The organism is Streptomyces daghestanicus, assembly GCF_020521275.1.
GTDB lineage: Bacteria > Actinomycetota > Actinomycetes > Streptomycetales > Streptomycetaceae > Streptomyces > Streptomyces griseoviridis.
Genome location: NZ_BNDX01000014.1, coordinates 169960 through 184234 on the forward strand (window position 1 = coordinate 169960; position 14275 = coordinate 184234).

8 protein-coding genes are annotated in these 14275 nt (G+C 68.9%); 5 read left to right on the plus strand and 3 right to left on the minus strand.

Translation table 11 applies throughout. The features are described from left to right. Positions 1-11 precede the first annotated feature (11 nt). Complete coding sequence (locus Sdagh_RS26020; RefSeq protein WP_189424329.1) at positions 12-2108, plus strand: hypothetical protein; 2097 nt, start codon at positions 12-14, stop codon at positions 2106-2108. A gap of 25 nt (positions 2109-2133) precedes the next feature. Then, the gene (locus Sdagh_RS26025; protein ID WP_189424400.1) at positions 2134-2784 is read left to right on the plus strand and encodes a ThuA domain-containing protein; all 651 of its coding nucleotides are present in this window, start codon (positions 2134-2136) and stop codon (positions 2782-2784) included. A 491-nt stretch (positions 2785-3275) separates the two neighbouring features. Here Sdagh_RS26025 and Sdagh_RS26030 read toward each other — a convergent pair whose 3' ends face one another. After that, entirely contained in the window at positions 3276-4682 is a 1407-nt protein-coding gene (locus Sdagh_RS26030; protein ID WP_189424327.1) for an alpha/beta hydrolase-fold protein, read from the minus strand. A gap of 300 nt (positions 4683-4982) precedes the next feature. Then, a complete protein-coding gene (locus Sdagh_RS26035; protein ID WP_226535813.1) occupies positions 4983-6500 on the minus strand; it encodes a subtype B tannase in 1518 nt (505 codons plus the stop codon). Between the two features lie 641 nt (positions 6501-7141). On the opposite strand from Sdagh_RS26035, the gene Sdagh_RS26040 reads away from it, so the two are divergent. The 3 genes from Sdagh_RS26040 to Sdagh_RS26050 all read left to right on the plus strand — a co-directional run bounded on the left by Sdagh_RS26040 (position 7142) and on the right by Sdagh_RS26050 (position 12453). Then, the gene (locus tag Sdagh_RS26040) at positions 7142-8689 is read left to right on the plus strand and encodes an alpha/beta hydrolase-fold protein (RefSeq protein WP_190078167.1); all 1548 of its coding nucleotides are present in this window, start codon (positions 7142-7144) and stop codon (positions 8687-8689) included. 290 nt (positions 8690-8979) lie between these two features. Beyond that, positions 8980-10701 (plus strand): carboxylesterase/lipase family protein, encoded by a 1722-nt coding sequence (locus Sdagh_RS26045; RefSeq protein WP_190078168.1) that lies wholly within the window; start codon positions 8980-8982, stop codon positions 10699-10701. Between the two features lie 120 nt (positions 10702-10821). After that, entirely contained in the window at positions 10822-12453 is a 1632-nt protein-coding gene (locus Sdagh_RS26050; protein ID WP_189424319.1) for a carboxylesterase/lipase family protein, read from the plus strand. A gap of 88 nt (positions 12454-12541) precedes the next feature. Here Sdagh_RS26050 and Sdagh_RS26055 read toward each other — a convergent pair whose 3' ends face one another. After that, positions 12542-14137, minus strand: coding sequence for a subtype B tannase (locus Sdagh_RS26055; protein WP_189424398.1), 1596 nt, complete (start codon positions 14135-14137; stop codon positions 12542-12544). Positions 14138-14275 lie beyond the last annotated feature (138 nt).

Here is a 14275-nt window from a genome sequence, read left to right on the forward strand (position 1 = left end):
ACGAGAAGGACATGGACAACACCGAACGCCCCTTCCTCAGCATGTGGTTCGGCAACTTCTTCGAGCCCTTCTACAGCGACTACGACGCCACCCGGCGTGGCATAGCCGAGATCGCCGACCTCGGCTTCAACGCCATCAACCTGGACTCGAAACCCTGGGAGGACTTCTTCGCCCGTTACGCAGGCGGTGAGGCCAGCCAGTATGTAGCGATGCAGGAATTCATGATGGCCGAAGCCGCAGCCCGCGGCATGGACTACACATCCCTGGCCCTGTACCTGTGCGGCGACAACCTGTACCCGACCATCCGCGACGTGCCGCCCGTGCGCGGCGAGGAAGCCGTCCTGCCCGACGGCCGGCCGATGGGCACCTACAAGTACTGGTCGCCGGCGGCGCAGGCCACCATGGTCGATCATGTGCGGGGCCTGCTGAAGCTCTACGGCTCCGGCATGCGACGCGCCTCGGACGGACGCACCGTCGTCCAGACCATGTTCGACCCCATCGCCAAACCGAGCTTCGACGCCGAGGGACGGCGGCACTACCTGACCTGGCTCGCGGACCGCTATAACGACGACATCAAGCACCTCAACGAACGCTATGCACTGCGAGCCACCTCGTTCGACGACCTCGAGCCCCACACGTACTGGCTGCGGCCCGACGAACTGAACTGGGTGGGCTGCGCCCTCCCCGGCCACGAGGACTTCGCACGCCGGACCCCCGACTTCCACCGGTGGATCGACAACCAGACCTACCTCGCCGACGTCCTCGACGACTACCTCGCCACGATGCGCAGCCACTGGAACGACCTCGATGTCTTCGCCGAACCGGTGCTCCACCAGTGGGGGTACTTCTTCAACCCGCCACGACAACGTGACTGGCAGACCGGCCAGCGCGCCCTGGACGTCTACCGGTGCGCCCGGCACCTGGACGGAGTCCTGTTCATCACCGCCCCGCTGAACGCGGAGAACCGAGCCGACGCCTCCGTGGTCAGCGTGGAGGGATCCATCGCCCGCGCGGCGAACGGGTTCGCACCGTTCACCGCCGGTCTGTACCTCGGCCGGCACGTCAACACGGACGTCTACCGGACCGTGCCTCCGGCAGAGGCCATCGCAACCCAGGTAGCCGCCGGCGCCCGCGGCCTCCACATCTACGGCTACAGCGGTCTGGACGACGGAGGCGTGCTCTTCCGTACGGACCCCCTCTTCAAGGATTCCCTGCGCACCGGCATGACATGGGCCGCCGAGGTGATGCCCCTGCTCACGGAACCCCGGACCCGCCAGGTCGCCCTCCTCTTCCCCGCCGAGATGAGCCTGTACGAACCCGTGGAACTCGACCACGGCGGCCGGCACCGGATGGACCTGCTCGGCTGGTACCAGCAGTTCACCGACCTGGGCTGGCACGTCGACATCATCCACCCCGATCAAGTGACCGACGGAACCCTGGCTCACTACCAGCACCTCGTCGTTCCCACGAACTCCCTCTATGACCTCGGCGACAACGCCGCCCTCGAAAACGCTGTGCGCGAGTGGACCGCCGCGGGGGGAACCACCTGGCACGGCCCCTCGTGTGAACTCGCGCGCCGCGCCTTCGACATCCAGGAATCGGACATCGACTTCGACTGCTTCGCCTGGAGCGACGAGGAGGTCATCCCCCACGGCTGGTCGACCGTCACCTTCACGAGCGGAGAGCCCCTGGCCGCGTATCTGAACTCACAGGAGACGGCGATCTCACAGACATCCTGGGGCGCCGGAAATGTCTATTCCTTCGGCTTCCAGTACGGCTACTCCTACTGCCGTGAGTCGATGCCCATCGTCCCTCCCCGCTACGGCAAGCGCGAGATGCACCCCCTGGTGCTCCTGCACCGCACTCCCGTCGGGGTACTGGCCGGGCCCGCCCCCACAGCTCTCCTCCCGCCGGCCAAGGGTGTCGAAGTGGCCGTCTTCGGCACCAGAGCCGTGATCGTCAACCACCGGTCCACCCCCGTCGACCTGGGAGCGCTCGACACCCGAGGCGCGATCGCCCAGGACGCCGACTTCACTCGGCGACTCGCCCCGCACTCGGCCGTCTGCGTCGAGCTGAAGCAGCACAGAACCCGTGCCGCTCAACCTTGAAAACCCGCTGGTCGACAGGGACACCATGGACTGCCGTGTGCTCGTGTACACCCGTACCACCGCGTTCCGTCACGCCTCGATACCCGAGGCCGTGGCAGCGTTGCGCTCGATGGTGGGCATCGACATGGTGCACACCGAAGACCCCGCATCCTTCGAGGGCGGCCTGGAAGGGTTCGAAGCGGTCGTTTTCCTGTCCACCAGCGGAGACGTTCTCAACCCGGCCGGACGGACACATTTGACCAGGTACGTGGAGTCGGGAGGAGGCTTCGTCGGCATCCACTCAGCCGCTTGCACCGAGTACGGGTGGCCCGGCTACGGCGACTTCCTGAAAGCACGGTTCACCCGGCACCCGGACTACCAGCCAGGCATGGCGCTGGTCGAGGACGCGGATCACCCTGCCACACGGCATCTCCCCACGGTCTGGGAATTCGAGGACGAGTGGTACGACTTCGACACCAGTCCACGAGGAACCTCGCGCATCCTGGCAGTCGTAGACGAATCCTCCTACACCGGCGGCGGGATGGGAACGGACCACCCCATAGCCTGGTGTCGGCACCATGGGGACGGACGCGTCTTCTATACAGCCCTCGGGCATGCGGCAGACGCCTACAAGGACGCGGCGTTCATCGAGCACGTCCGGGGCGGAGTGCTCTGGGCCGCCGGCCGGCTCAAGTGACAAGCCGAGCACGACAGTGCACGTCCGGGACAATGGCGACAGGTCCCTGTTTCTCGTGGTAGCGCGAAGTGTTGTCCTACCCCGTGCGCCGGCCGGATCGATGCCCTGGCGAGCTGACTCGCCGCCCGCCGGCCGTGCCTTCGGCGCGGGTGAGCAGCACCGGGCCGTCCACGACCTCCCGGGCCGTCGCGCCCACATCCCGGGCAGCCGTTCCGTAGCGGCCTGCACCGTGCTGGGCCCTCCCCCTCCCCGGGGGGCACAGCACGGTTTGCGCTGATCGGCTCACATCTCGGTGCCACACGGTGCTGACCCGGCAGTCGCTCGCGTGCTCAGCTCGGGCTCACCCGTTCGCGCCCACTGCGCTCCGGCCTTGACCAGATCCATCAGGGAGCGTCCGGGACCGGCCGGAGCGAGAGCAACGATGACACTGTCGTTCTCGCGGGCTCGACGGCCGACGAGCGCAAGGTGTGCGGGTCAGCGTCCGAAGGAGGTCAAGCACCCCAAGTAACGGAAGCCGAGGTCGGTGGCAGGAAGGCCACGCGGGTCAGGAAGTCCTTGAGCAGAATGCGCCAGACGTGCCAGGAGTGTCCGCCGTCGATGAAGTCGGTCTGTACGTGAACGCCGGCTTCGGTGAGATCCCGCACGGCCCGGAACGGGCCGCGGTGGAGCGTTGAGAATCCGGCGTTGATGGGGTCCTGCCAGCCACAGCCGAGGTAGACCGACACCTGTTTCATGGCGGTGACCTGCGCTTCGGTGAACGTGGTGCCGGGCGGCAGCCCCGCGCTCATGATTCCGTAGTAGCCGAATTGTTCGGTGTTGTGGAGGAGGAGGAAGACCGTGCGCATGCCGCCCGCGGACAGTCCGGTGTAGGCCCTGTCGGCCGCCGAGGACGACACGTTGTAGTGCTCCTCGACGTAGGGGAACACCCGGTCGATCAGGTCGGTGCGGTGCTCCTGCTGGTCCGCCGCCGAACTCGCGTAGCCAGTCGCGTTCGGCATGACGACGACCATCGGCTGTACCTCACCGGAGTTGATGAGGTTGTCCATGATGTCGGCCAGGTCGCCCTGGGTGCTCCAGCCCATCTCGTCCTCCCCTCCGCCGTGGCTGAGGTAGAGCGTCGGATAGGGCTTGCTACGTTTCGGGTCGTAGCCGGGCGGGGTGTACACGACGAGGTAGTTGGTGTCGGCGGGCACGACGTGACCGGGTGAGGCGTAGGTGACGTGGCGCAGTTTCCCACGTTTGCCGCGAGTCGGGCCCTGCCAGGAGTGATCGGCCCCGTTGAACTCCGGGTCGGACGGCACGTAGATCTGACTGCGGTCGACGGCCCTGCCGTCGGCGACACCGTCGGTCACGTTCCAGGTCGGGTTGCCCGGGTCGGGCAGCTGCCCGGTCGTCGTGGTGGAGTCGGCCTGTGCGTCGACGAAGAAGCCGTACGTGTAGACACCGCCCGGCAGGGGTGTGGTGTAGGTCCACACCCCGTCGCGGCCCTTGGCCATATCGACGACCGGCCACAGGGGGCTGGTGGAGTTGGGGTGAGCGGCGGGGACGTCGCCCGGCCGCCACTGCCGGGGCAGCAGACCCGGGGTCTGCACGAGGTGGTCGGGGCCGGTGAGGCGTTCGGCGAGTTCGCTCGGCCGCTCGAAATACCACTCGCCCTTGAGCTGAACACGTTTGGCGGTCGGAGCGTAGTAACGGAAGGTGACCTCGTACCCGGTGGCTCCCTTGCCGGTGTGCCGTACCAGAGGTCCAGGCTTCTTGCGGGAGCTCTTCTCCGATGTGCTGCCACGGCCCTGCACCACCGCGGAGGCGGGTGAGGCTCCGAGTGTCAGGCCGGCGAGTGAGACGCTGCCAGCGGTGGCGGCCACCGCGCGGGCAGCCTCGCGTCTGGTCATGGACATGCGACTTCCATCCTGTCGAGGTAGCTGGGTGGCCGCTGCGGACACCGGGTGTGGAGGATGGCGCTCGCTTCTTCGCTTCGGCCGGGCTACTGGGCCGGTGCCCGTGCGGTCGGCGCCGGCCGCGGGCGTCGGGACCGGGACCGACGGTGTGATCCGGCGGGATGCCGGCGGCGAGGGCGGCGGTCGCAGTGGAGCCGCATGCGGCGATGACCCCCAGCGGTTGTCCTGCTCTCCCTGGAGGGCCGGCCCTTCGGGAGTCGGCTGAGGAGTTTCCGAGGCGAGGATGTGCGGGCGTCGGTGTCAGCGGTGCGTGGCTGGTGAGCCGGTCACCTCGGCGATCCAGCGCAGGAAGGCGGCGGGGTCCCGGTTGGTGGCGTGGCCGGCGTCCCAGTACATGGCGGAGTTCACGTGGTCGCCGAGTCCGGAGAGGGACGCGGCGAGGTTGCCGACGACGGTCAGCGAGGTGTGGGGGTCGCTGGTGCCCAGCCGGATCCACCAGTGCCGGGACCGGCCCGCGTGGCGTCGCCGGATGAAGTGCATGGGGTTCATCAGGGCGAGCGTCTCGGGGATGTCCTTGTCGAGACGGTCCGCGCCGAGTCCCGTCGTGTCGTGGTCCAGGCCGTACCGGGTGAAGTGGCGGGCGCTGACGGTGCCCTTGCCGAAGAGGTTGTTCTCGCCCGTGGTGAGCCCGAAGCCGTCGAACGACGGGACGTTCTTGTTGCGGCCGCCCATATGCGCGAGGTAGGCGTCCCAGGTGAACGACGCCCGCTTGCCGTTCCACTGGATGGCCGGACGGTCGGCCAGATAGGCCGACCGTGCGTCGGAGGACAGCCCGGAGAGATGAGCCGTGGCGGCGGGCTGGAGATAGGTCTTCAGAAGGTAGTCGTCGTAGTTGCGGGCCGACAGCCGGCCGAAGCCGCCCAGCCCATCGACCCGCAGAGAAGCCTGGTACTCGGCGAACGCCGCGCGCAGTTCCCTGGACAGGTTCTGGTCGACGAGCGTGCCCGTGGACGACAGTTGCGCCTCTCCCCAGCACCACTCGTAGGCCATGTCGGCGTGTTCGAGATCGGTGATCGGGCACCAGGCGGCCGCGGCGAACACGGCGTCGCTCGCGTCCGCCGCACCAAGCTGCCGGAGATGCCCGGCGTACAGGGGGCTGTCGCCGGAGGCGCCAAGCAGGGCGGACATGGCGCCGCCGGCGCTGGTGCCGGTGGAGACGATCCGGTCGGTGTCTCCCGGGACCAGGCCCTTGTTGGCGCGCAGGTAGCGGACCGCGGCCTTCAGGTCGACGATGACGGCAGGGGCCGTGCCGTAGTAGACACCTTCGCCGTCGACGAGGGTACGTCCGCGGGCGCCGGGCTCGACGACCACGTAGCCGGCCGCCAGGGCGAGCTTGGGGAGGTTGGTGTCGTTGCCGTTGTTCTCCAGCACCTGGCCGTTCGGCATCTCCATGATGCCTTCGCCCACACCGGTGGCCTCGGCGACGCTGACGGGGAAGTAACCGCCGACCCAGTTCGCGAAGACGATCGGGGCGCGTTCGGTGTTCACCTTCCGGCCGTCGATCGCGACGGGCACGCTGATGACAAGGCTTTGATGAGCTGCGTCCAACGGGTCGGTGACGTAGGTGGTCGGTGCGTAAAAGCGGTAGGTGACCTCCTTCGTCCCGCCGTCGGCGGACGGGAGGACGGCCGTCCGGAGGGTGTAGGCGGTCTTGTCGAAGACGAGGGAGTGCGGCCGGCCTACGCCGGTCGTCCGCGCCGCCGGGGACGCCTGAGCGCCGGTGGCGGTGAGACCGCCTGCCGCGACGGCGCCCGCCACGGCACCGATTCCCCTCAGAACCGTCCTTCGGTGCGCGAATCTGTGTTGCATGGCTGTCCCTTCGTGCTGCGACAGGTGACGGCTGTCTTCCGTCGTGCGGGCTCCGGAGGTGTGAAGAGCGGTTGTGTCGCCCGCAGCGGCGCCGGTGCGGCCGTAACCGGGCAGGTCGCGGCCGGGGCTCAGCGAACGTAAGTCCGCCCCCGGCTCATGTCAACAATTTCGTCGACCTTTGTGGGGCCCTCGTTCCCGGCCGACAACTGGGAGCGGCTCTGCCCTGGGGGCTGACGGGCGAGTCTCGCTGTGACTTTCCCCGGGCGTTGCTCGATCTGTTGACAGGTTGATTTCAGAAGGATTAAAAATACGACGCTCGACACCACGATCGTTCAACCTCCGAATACAAGCAGCACATTCAGCGACGCCGCTCGTACCGCCAGAGTGCGCGGTCGCGCAGCCCGACGCAGTCCGCAGGACTCGCCCTCCCAGTCGCCCCCGGCTCGTGACGACGTTCTGACCCCACTCTGTTTCCGATGAGAGGGAACGGAACGTCCTCCGCCCACCCCGTCGTGCTCGGTGTCCGCAGCCTGCGGACGGCCACCTGCGCCGGACGTCACTGTCCCCGCGTGTACTCGAAAGAGCCGCCCATGCCCAGAATCACGCGCAGAGTCGTCACCCCCCTCATGCTCAGCCTCGCCCTGGCCGCCACACTGGCGACCGTCGGCTCGCCGAGCCAGGCTTCCCCCGCAGCCCTCGGCCTCACCGTGACGCATACGGGGACGGGCCCCACCGGCTACGAGGTCACCTTCCGCGTCAAGGATTCCGCGGCGACCTCGATGCGTATCAAGGGCACCTGGTCGTTCGCGTCCACGGAGTCCACAAGCACCGACCCCAAGAACGCCGATGCCGTCGCCATCACTGACTGGGGACCCGGTGATTTCCCCCTCCAGTCGCCCAATCAGCCGGGCGAGGCATGGCCGGTGGCCTCGATGACCAAGGACGCCAAGACCGGCGTCTGGTCCTACACCGTGCCGCTGCCTTCAGGCACCTTCGACTACCAGTTCTACGCGGACTGCGCCTCCGCCACGCTCAGTGGCTGCACCGCGAAGACCGACCCCGCCAACCCGGCCTGGAACGATACCGGTTCGTCCGCCGTGTTCAGCCAGGTGTACGTGCCCTCCGACGAGAGGTTCGGCACCGCCGACCTCTCGTACACGGCGGACGCCCCGGCATCCAAGCAGGGCAAGCTCACCGAGGTCACCTATCCGACCGCCAACACCACCACCGGCGATCACCAGTTGGCCGTCTACACCCCGCCCGGCTACAACGCGAAGCGCTCCACCCCGTACCCGGTGTTGGTCCTCAGCCACGGCGGCGGCGAGAACGAGATCGCCTGGTCCACCCGCGGCCGGCTCCGGCAGATAGTCGACAACCTGATCGCCTCCGGCAGGGTGCAGCCCGCCATCGTGGTCATGCCCAACGGGAGCGGTCTCACCTCCGGCAGCTACACCACGGAGATCACCGGCACCGTGCTGCCGTACGTCGAAGCGCACTACAACGTCGGCACCGGCGCCGCCGACCGCGCCTTCGCCGGCACCAGCGCCTACGGCACCCAGGCCAACAACTTCCTCTTCAAGGACACCACCGCCTTCGGCTACATCGGCGTCTGGTCCCCGGCCTCCGGAGCGCCCGCCGTCACAGTCACCGGCCAGGGCAACACCCCGATCGACGACGCCTACAAGGACCCCGCCCTGAAGAAGGTTCTCGGCATCCACCTCGCCATCGGCCAGCAGGATCTCGGCGGCAACGCGCCCATGATGACCGCCATCACCGAGCGCGAGGGCCTCATCAACGCCGGCGTCCCCTTCACCTACTACTCGGCCAGCGGCGGCCACACCTGGGCGTTCTGGCAGCAGACCCTGCACGACTTCCTCACCCGGGTCGGTTTCCGCGCCACCACCACCGCGGTGACGACCGGCACCTCGAAGCTGACCGCCACCGTCACCCCCGCGTCAAGTGAACCCGCCACCGCGACCGGCACCGTCCAGTTCAAGGCCGACGGCGTCGACCTGGGCAAGCCCGTCAAGCTCAGCGACGGCCACGCCGTTCTCCGCGGCGCCGCGTCCCAGTGGTCCGGCAAAACCGTCACCGTTGTCTACAGCGGTGACAAGTTGTACAACACGAGCACCGGCTGAGTCCGCGCGGCGGGCCAGTCGCCCCCGGACCCGCCCGCCGCCACCGCCCGCCCGTACCACCCCGTGCCCCAGGTCATGCTCTCAGCATCTGCCTGCCGGAAGCACCGAGCCTGACGACCGACTTCTCATACCCCCCGCCTCCGCACACTGTGATTTCGCGGGAGGCAACCGTAGTTCCGGTCCGATGTCTTGATGGCTGTGGCACGGCCCAACAGCATGAACCGACCCGATCCGGAGCCGGACGAGACGACCGACGCGGCACATCCGATCCACCACCGCTGGAGGCCCCTGTGACCTCGGACGAACCCTTCCTCCCCATACTCCCCGCAGCGGCGTCCGACCGGCGCGGCTTTCTCGGCCGCGCGGCCGCCACCACCGTCGGCGCGGCGCTGCTCGGAGGCGTACAGCCCGCGTTCCCGGCCTCCGCCACGGCCTCCACCCCCGCACGCAGCCGCCCCGAGACGCCCGTGCGCACCCGGTCCGGCCTCGTGACGGGCGTCCGTGCCGCCCTGCCCGGTGTCACCGTCTACAAGGGCATCCCCTTCGCGGCCTCCACCGCGGGCAAGAACCGGTGGCGCCCGCCGCAGCCCGCACCGTCCTGGAAGGGCGTCCGCAGGGCGGACACGTGGGGGCCCGCCTGTCCGCAGCCCACGACGGACACGCCCGCCTGGGCCGAGCTGCCGGAGTTCAGTGAGGACTGCCTGAACCTCAACATCTGGACCGGTGCCTCCTCCTCGCGCGAACGCCGTCCGGTGGTCGTCTGGGTCTACGGCGGTGCCAGGACGGCGATGTGGACCCAGCAGCCGGTGTACGACGGGTCGTACCTGGCGAGCAAGGGGCTGGTCTTCGTCACCTTCAACCACCGGGTCGGCGCCTTCGGCAACCTGGCCCATCCCGAGCTGAGCGCGGAGTCCGGGCATGGCGCGTCCGGCAACTGGGGCGCCATGGACACCGTGGCAGCGCTGGAATGGATCCGGCGGAACATCGGCGCCTTCGGCGGGGACCCTGACCGGGTGACGCTGGCCGGCTGGTCCCACGGTTCCTCGCTGGTCAACATCCTGATGGCCTCCTGCCTCGCGCGGGGCCTGTACCAGCGGGCCGTGCTCTGCGCCGGCGTGCAGTACCCGAAGGACCCGGCCCTGGGGCGGGTGGCGGGTGGCTACAAAACCCTGGATGTCGCGGAGGCCAACGGCCTGGCCTTCCAGGAGTTCACGGGCGCCGGTTCGCTGGCCGGGCTGCGGGCCCTGAGCGCGGACGAGATCGTGGCCGGGTCCAACGCGGCCGGTGCCCCCGCCACCGGCGGCAACACCCTTGACGGGTATGTGCTGCCCAGCACGTACGGGGCCGCGATGACATCGGGCGCCGAGATCGACGTACCGGTCCTCACCGGCAACAACAAGGACGAGAACGGCGCTTCGCCCTCGCTGTCCATGACAGTGGCGCAGTACCGGGAATTCGCCACGACGACCTTCGGTGACGGGGCCGAGGAGTTCCTCGCGCTCTACCCGGCGGCCACCGACGCCGAGGCCGTGACGTCCTACAACGACTACGCGCGGGACGAGGAACGGGTCTCCACCTTCCTGTGGGGCACGCTGTTCAAGGAGACGGCCGGCAACCGCAGCCCGGTCTGGAACTACTGGTGGTCCCACGTGCCGCCGGGAGCCGACACCGGCAACCCGATCATGACCCGCGGAGACGCGGCCACGCTCGGCGCGTACCACGGCGCCGAGATGTACTACCTCTTCGGCAACCTCAAGGGCGCGGGCCGCCCCTGGACGGCGAAGGACCACAGGCTCGCGGACCTCACCACCACCTATCTGGCCGACTTCGCCGCCACGGGCAACCCCAACGGACACGGCCGCGGTGCCCCGCTCACCTGGCCGGCCCTGCGCCCCGGCAAGCCGCAGACCATGGAACTCGGCGACCGCTTCGGGCCCGTCCCGGCCGCCGGCAGCGAGGTCAAGTACGCCTTCCTGCGTGACTACCTGGAGTCACAGACGAAAGAGTACTGACCACTACCCGGCCCTCCCCTACCACCACGTACCACCGCATACCACCAAAGCCGCCCGGGGCGGTCAGGCCGCGGCAGTCCGTGCCCGGTCCCGCCCCGGCGAGAAGGAGGCAGGCAGCGCATGCGAACCAAACTGAGAACGTTTCTGGTGGCGGGAGTGTCGGCCGCGGTCGCCGCGGCCACGACACTCACCGCGATGGCCCAGGCGGGCGCCGAGTCCGCCGGCGACGAGGCGGCGTCCTACCCGGGCCGCAATCCCGTCGTCAGCACGGCGCAGGGCAAGCTACGTGGCGAGGCCGCGTCTATGGTCACCTCGTTCAAGGGCATCCCCTACGCCAAGCCACCGGTCGGCACCCTGCGCTGGAAGGCCCCGCAGCCGGCCGCGAAGTGGAACGGCGTGCGAGACGCCACCGAGTTCGGCGGTTCCTGCGTCCAGGGCACCGGCTGGGACCCCGGATACGACAAGCCCACGCTGACCGAGGACTGCCTGTACCTCAACGTCTACCGGCCGTCGAACAGCACGAAGAAGAACCTGCCGGTCTTCGTGTGGAACCACGGCGGCGGCAACACCGGCGGCGCCGGCCGGGACACCGACCCCGCCAAGTTCATCACCCGCCAGGACGCCGTCTTCGTCACCCTCAACTACCGCCTCGGCGCCATGGGCTGGCTCTACACCGACCAGTTGAACCAGGACAACAAGGACGGCGCGGCCGGCAACTACGGCCTCCTCGACCAGCAGGCCGCGCTGCGCTGGGTGCAGCAGAACATCCGCGCCTTCGGCGGCGACCCCCACAACGTCACCCTCGCCGGCCAGTCCGCGGGCGCCCGCAACACCTGCACCCAGCTCGCCGCACCGGGTGCCAAGGGACTCTTCGACCGGGTGATCCTGCAGAGCGGCGGCTGCAACGCCCCAGCCCGCACCCGAACCGAGGCCGCCGACAGCGGTGACCGGTTCGCCGCCGAGCTGCACTGCCCCACCGGCACCGGCCAGCTCGCCTGCCTGCGCGCCAAGAGCCCCGCGGACATCCTCGCCGCCCAGCAGAAGGTCTCCCAGAACTCCTCGGTCTACGGCACGTCCGTGCTGCCCGCGGACCCGCTGGCCCTGCTCAAGACGGGGAAGCTGACCAATCTGCCGGTCGTGGTCGGCGGCAACTCCGACGAGTCCCAGCAGAGCGTCTTCGGCCAGTACGACTACCGGGGCAACCCGCTCACCGCCGCCCAGGTCGGCGACCTGATCGAGCAGACGTACCCGGAGGGCGCGGACCGGGTCGAGGCCGCATACCCGGTGGACGAGTACTGGTCGCCGACGGTGGCCTGGGGCACGATCCAGAGCGATCAGCGGGCCTGCCGCGACCAGACCCTGCGCGACCGGCTGGCGGCCGACACCCGGACGTATGCCTACGAGTTCGCCGAGAAGGACGGCCCTGCCTTCACCTCGATCTGGCGGCTCGGCACCGACTACCCCTTCGGCGCCACCCATGTCAACGAGCTCGGCTACCTGTGGGACTACCTCGGCACCGCCCTGCCGTTCAGCGCCGATCAGGTGCGGCTCTCCGACCAGATGATCAGTTACTGGGGCAGCTTCAGCGAAGACGGGCGCCCGAACGTGCGGCTCGCACCCGCCTGGCCCCGGTACGCCCCGCAGGGCGACCTGCTCCAGTTCCAGGCGCCCTCCGCCCACCGGGTGACCTATGCGCAGATCGACGCCGAGCACAACTGCGCGCTGTGGAACGACATCAGCCCCGCCATGTGAGGCAGCCCGCGCGCTGACCGCCCGGCCGGTCCGCCTCCCTGGGGACGGGCTGGCCGGGCGCGGGTGGCCACGGTGGGTGCTCGACGCCCTACTTGAGCGCGCTCTTGTGACCGGTGATGCCGGCGACCCAGGCCACGAAGTCGGGCAGATCGATGTTGGCGCCGTGGCCCTGGTCCCAGTAGTAGCGGTGGTCGACCTGGTCGCCGAGGCTGTTCGCGGCGGCGGCGAGGTTGGCGGAGATGACGTGCGAGGTGTCGGTGTCGCTGGTGCCGAGCCGGATCCACCAGTGCCGGGTGCGCTTGGGGTTGGTCTTCTCCAGCAGGTGGTACATCGGGTTCATCAGCCGCAGCTTCTCGGGAATGTCGCTGTCGACGCGGGTGCCGGTGACACCGGTGATGTCGTTCTTGAGGCCGTACGCCGTGAAGTGGCGGGCCTTGGTGGTGCCGGTGCCGAACTCGTTGTTCTCGCCGGCCGACAGGTCGAAGGCGTCGAAGGCCGGAGCGGTCTTCTTGCGCGTGCCGACGTGCGTGAGGAAGTCCTCCCAGGTGAAGGACGCCTTGCTGTTCTTCCAGGTGATGAAGGTGTTGGCGGCCAGGTAGGTCTCGCGCTCCGTGTCCGACAGGCCGGCCAGGTACGTGGTCGCCGACGGCTGGAGGTACTGCTTGAGCAGGTACTCGTCGTAGTTGCGGGCGGTGAGCGTGCCGAAGTGGTTCAGGCCCCGGAGCTTCAGTGCCGCCTGGTACTCGGCGAACTGTGTGCGCAGGTCCTTGGACACCGTCTGGTCGACGGTCTTGCCGGTGGACTGGGTGGTGTTGGTGCCCCAGTTCCACTCGTAGGCGCCGTCGGCGTGCTCCAGGTCGGTGATCGGGCACCAGGCGCCGGTTGCGAAGATCGCGTCGGAGGCGTGGGCGGCGCCGATCTCCTTCAGGTACTCGTCGTAGAGCGGGCTGTCACCGGAGGCACCGAGCAGCGCGGACAGGGCGCCGCCCGCGCTCACGCCCACGGAGACAATCCGGTCGACGTCACCGGGGATGCGGCCCCGGTTGTGGCGGATGTACCGCACGGCCGCCTTCAGGTCGACGATCGCGGCGGGAGCGGTGCCGTAGTACTCGCCGCTGGAGTCGGTCAGGGTGCGGCCCCGGGCGCCGGGTTCCACGACGACGTAGCCGGCGAGCAGTGCCATCTGCGGCATGGCCGCCGCACCGCCACCGCCGGCAGGTGCTCCGGCGGAGGCGGACGGGGTGGGGGAAGCGGAGGCGGAGGGGGGCGCGGAGGAGGGACCGCCGCCCCCGGTGGGCGGTGTACCCCCCATGGCGGCACCACCGATACCGGTGGCCTCCGCCACGGAGGACTCGACGTAACCGGCGATGACGTTGGACAGCACGATGGGCGCGTCGGACGCGTCCACGGCCTTGCCGTCGATGGTGACGGGAACACTGACGATCAGGCTCTGGTAGGTGGCGTCCACCGGCTTGGAGACGTAGGTGATCGCCTTCCAGAAGTGGTAGGTCACCTCATGGTCGGTGCCGTCGGTGTCCGTCAGCGTGGTCGTGATCTCGGTGTAGCCGTCCGGATCGAAGAGCAGGCCATCCGACGAGGACGAGGCGGAACTCGTGCCTGCCGCCTGCGCTCCGACCGCGATACCGCCGATCGCCGCGATACCCGCGGTGGCTCCGATGCCCATAACGACCGACCTGCGCCTGACTGCCTTGTGCTTCACCGTGAGGTCCTCTCCGGTTTGTCCCGCGTGTGTGCTTGCGAGTTGTTCACGGGCTCTCTGAGCCCTGTCGGTGACGCTAGAAGAATGTTGACAATTTCGCTA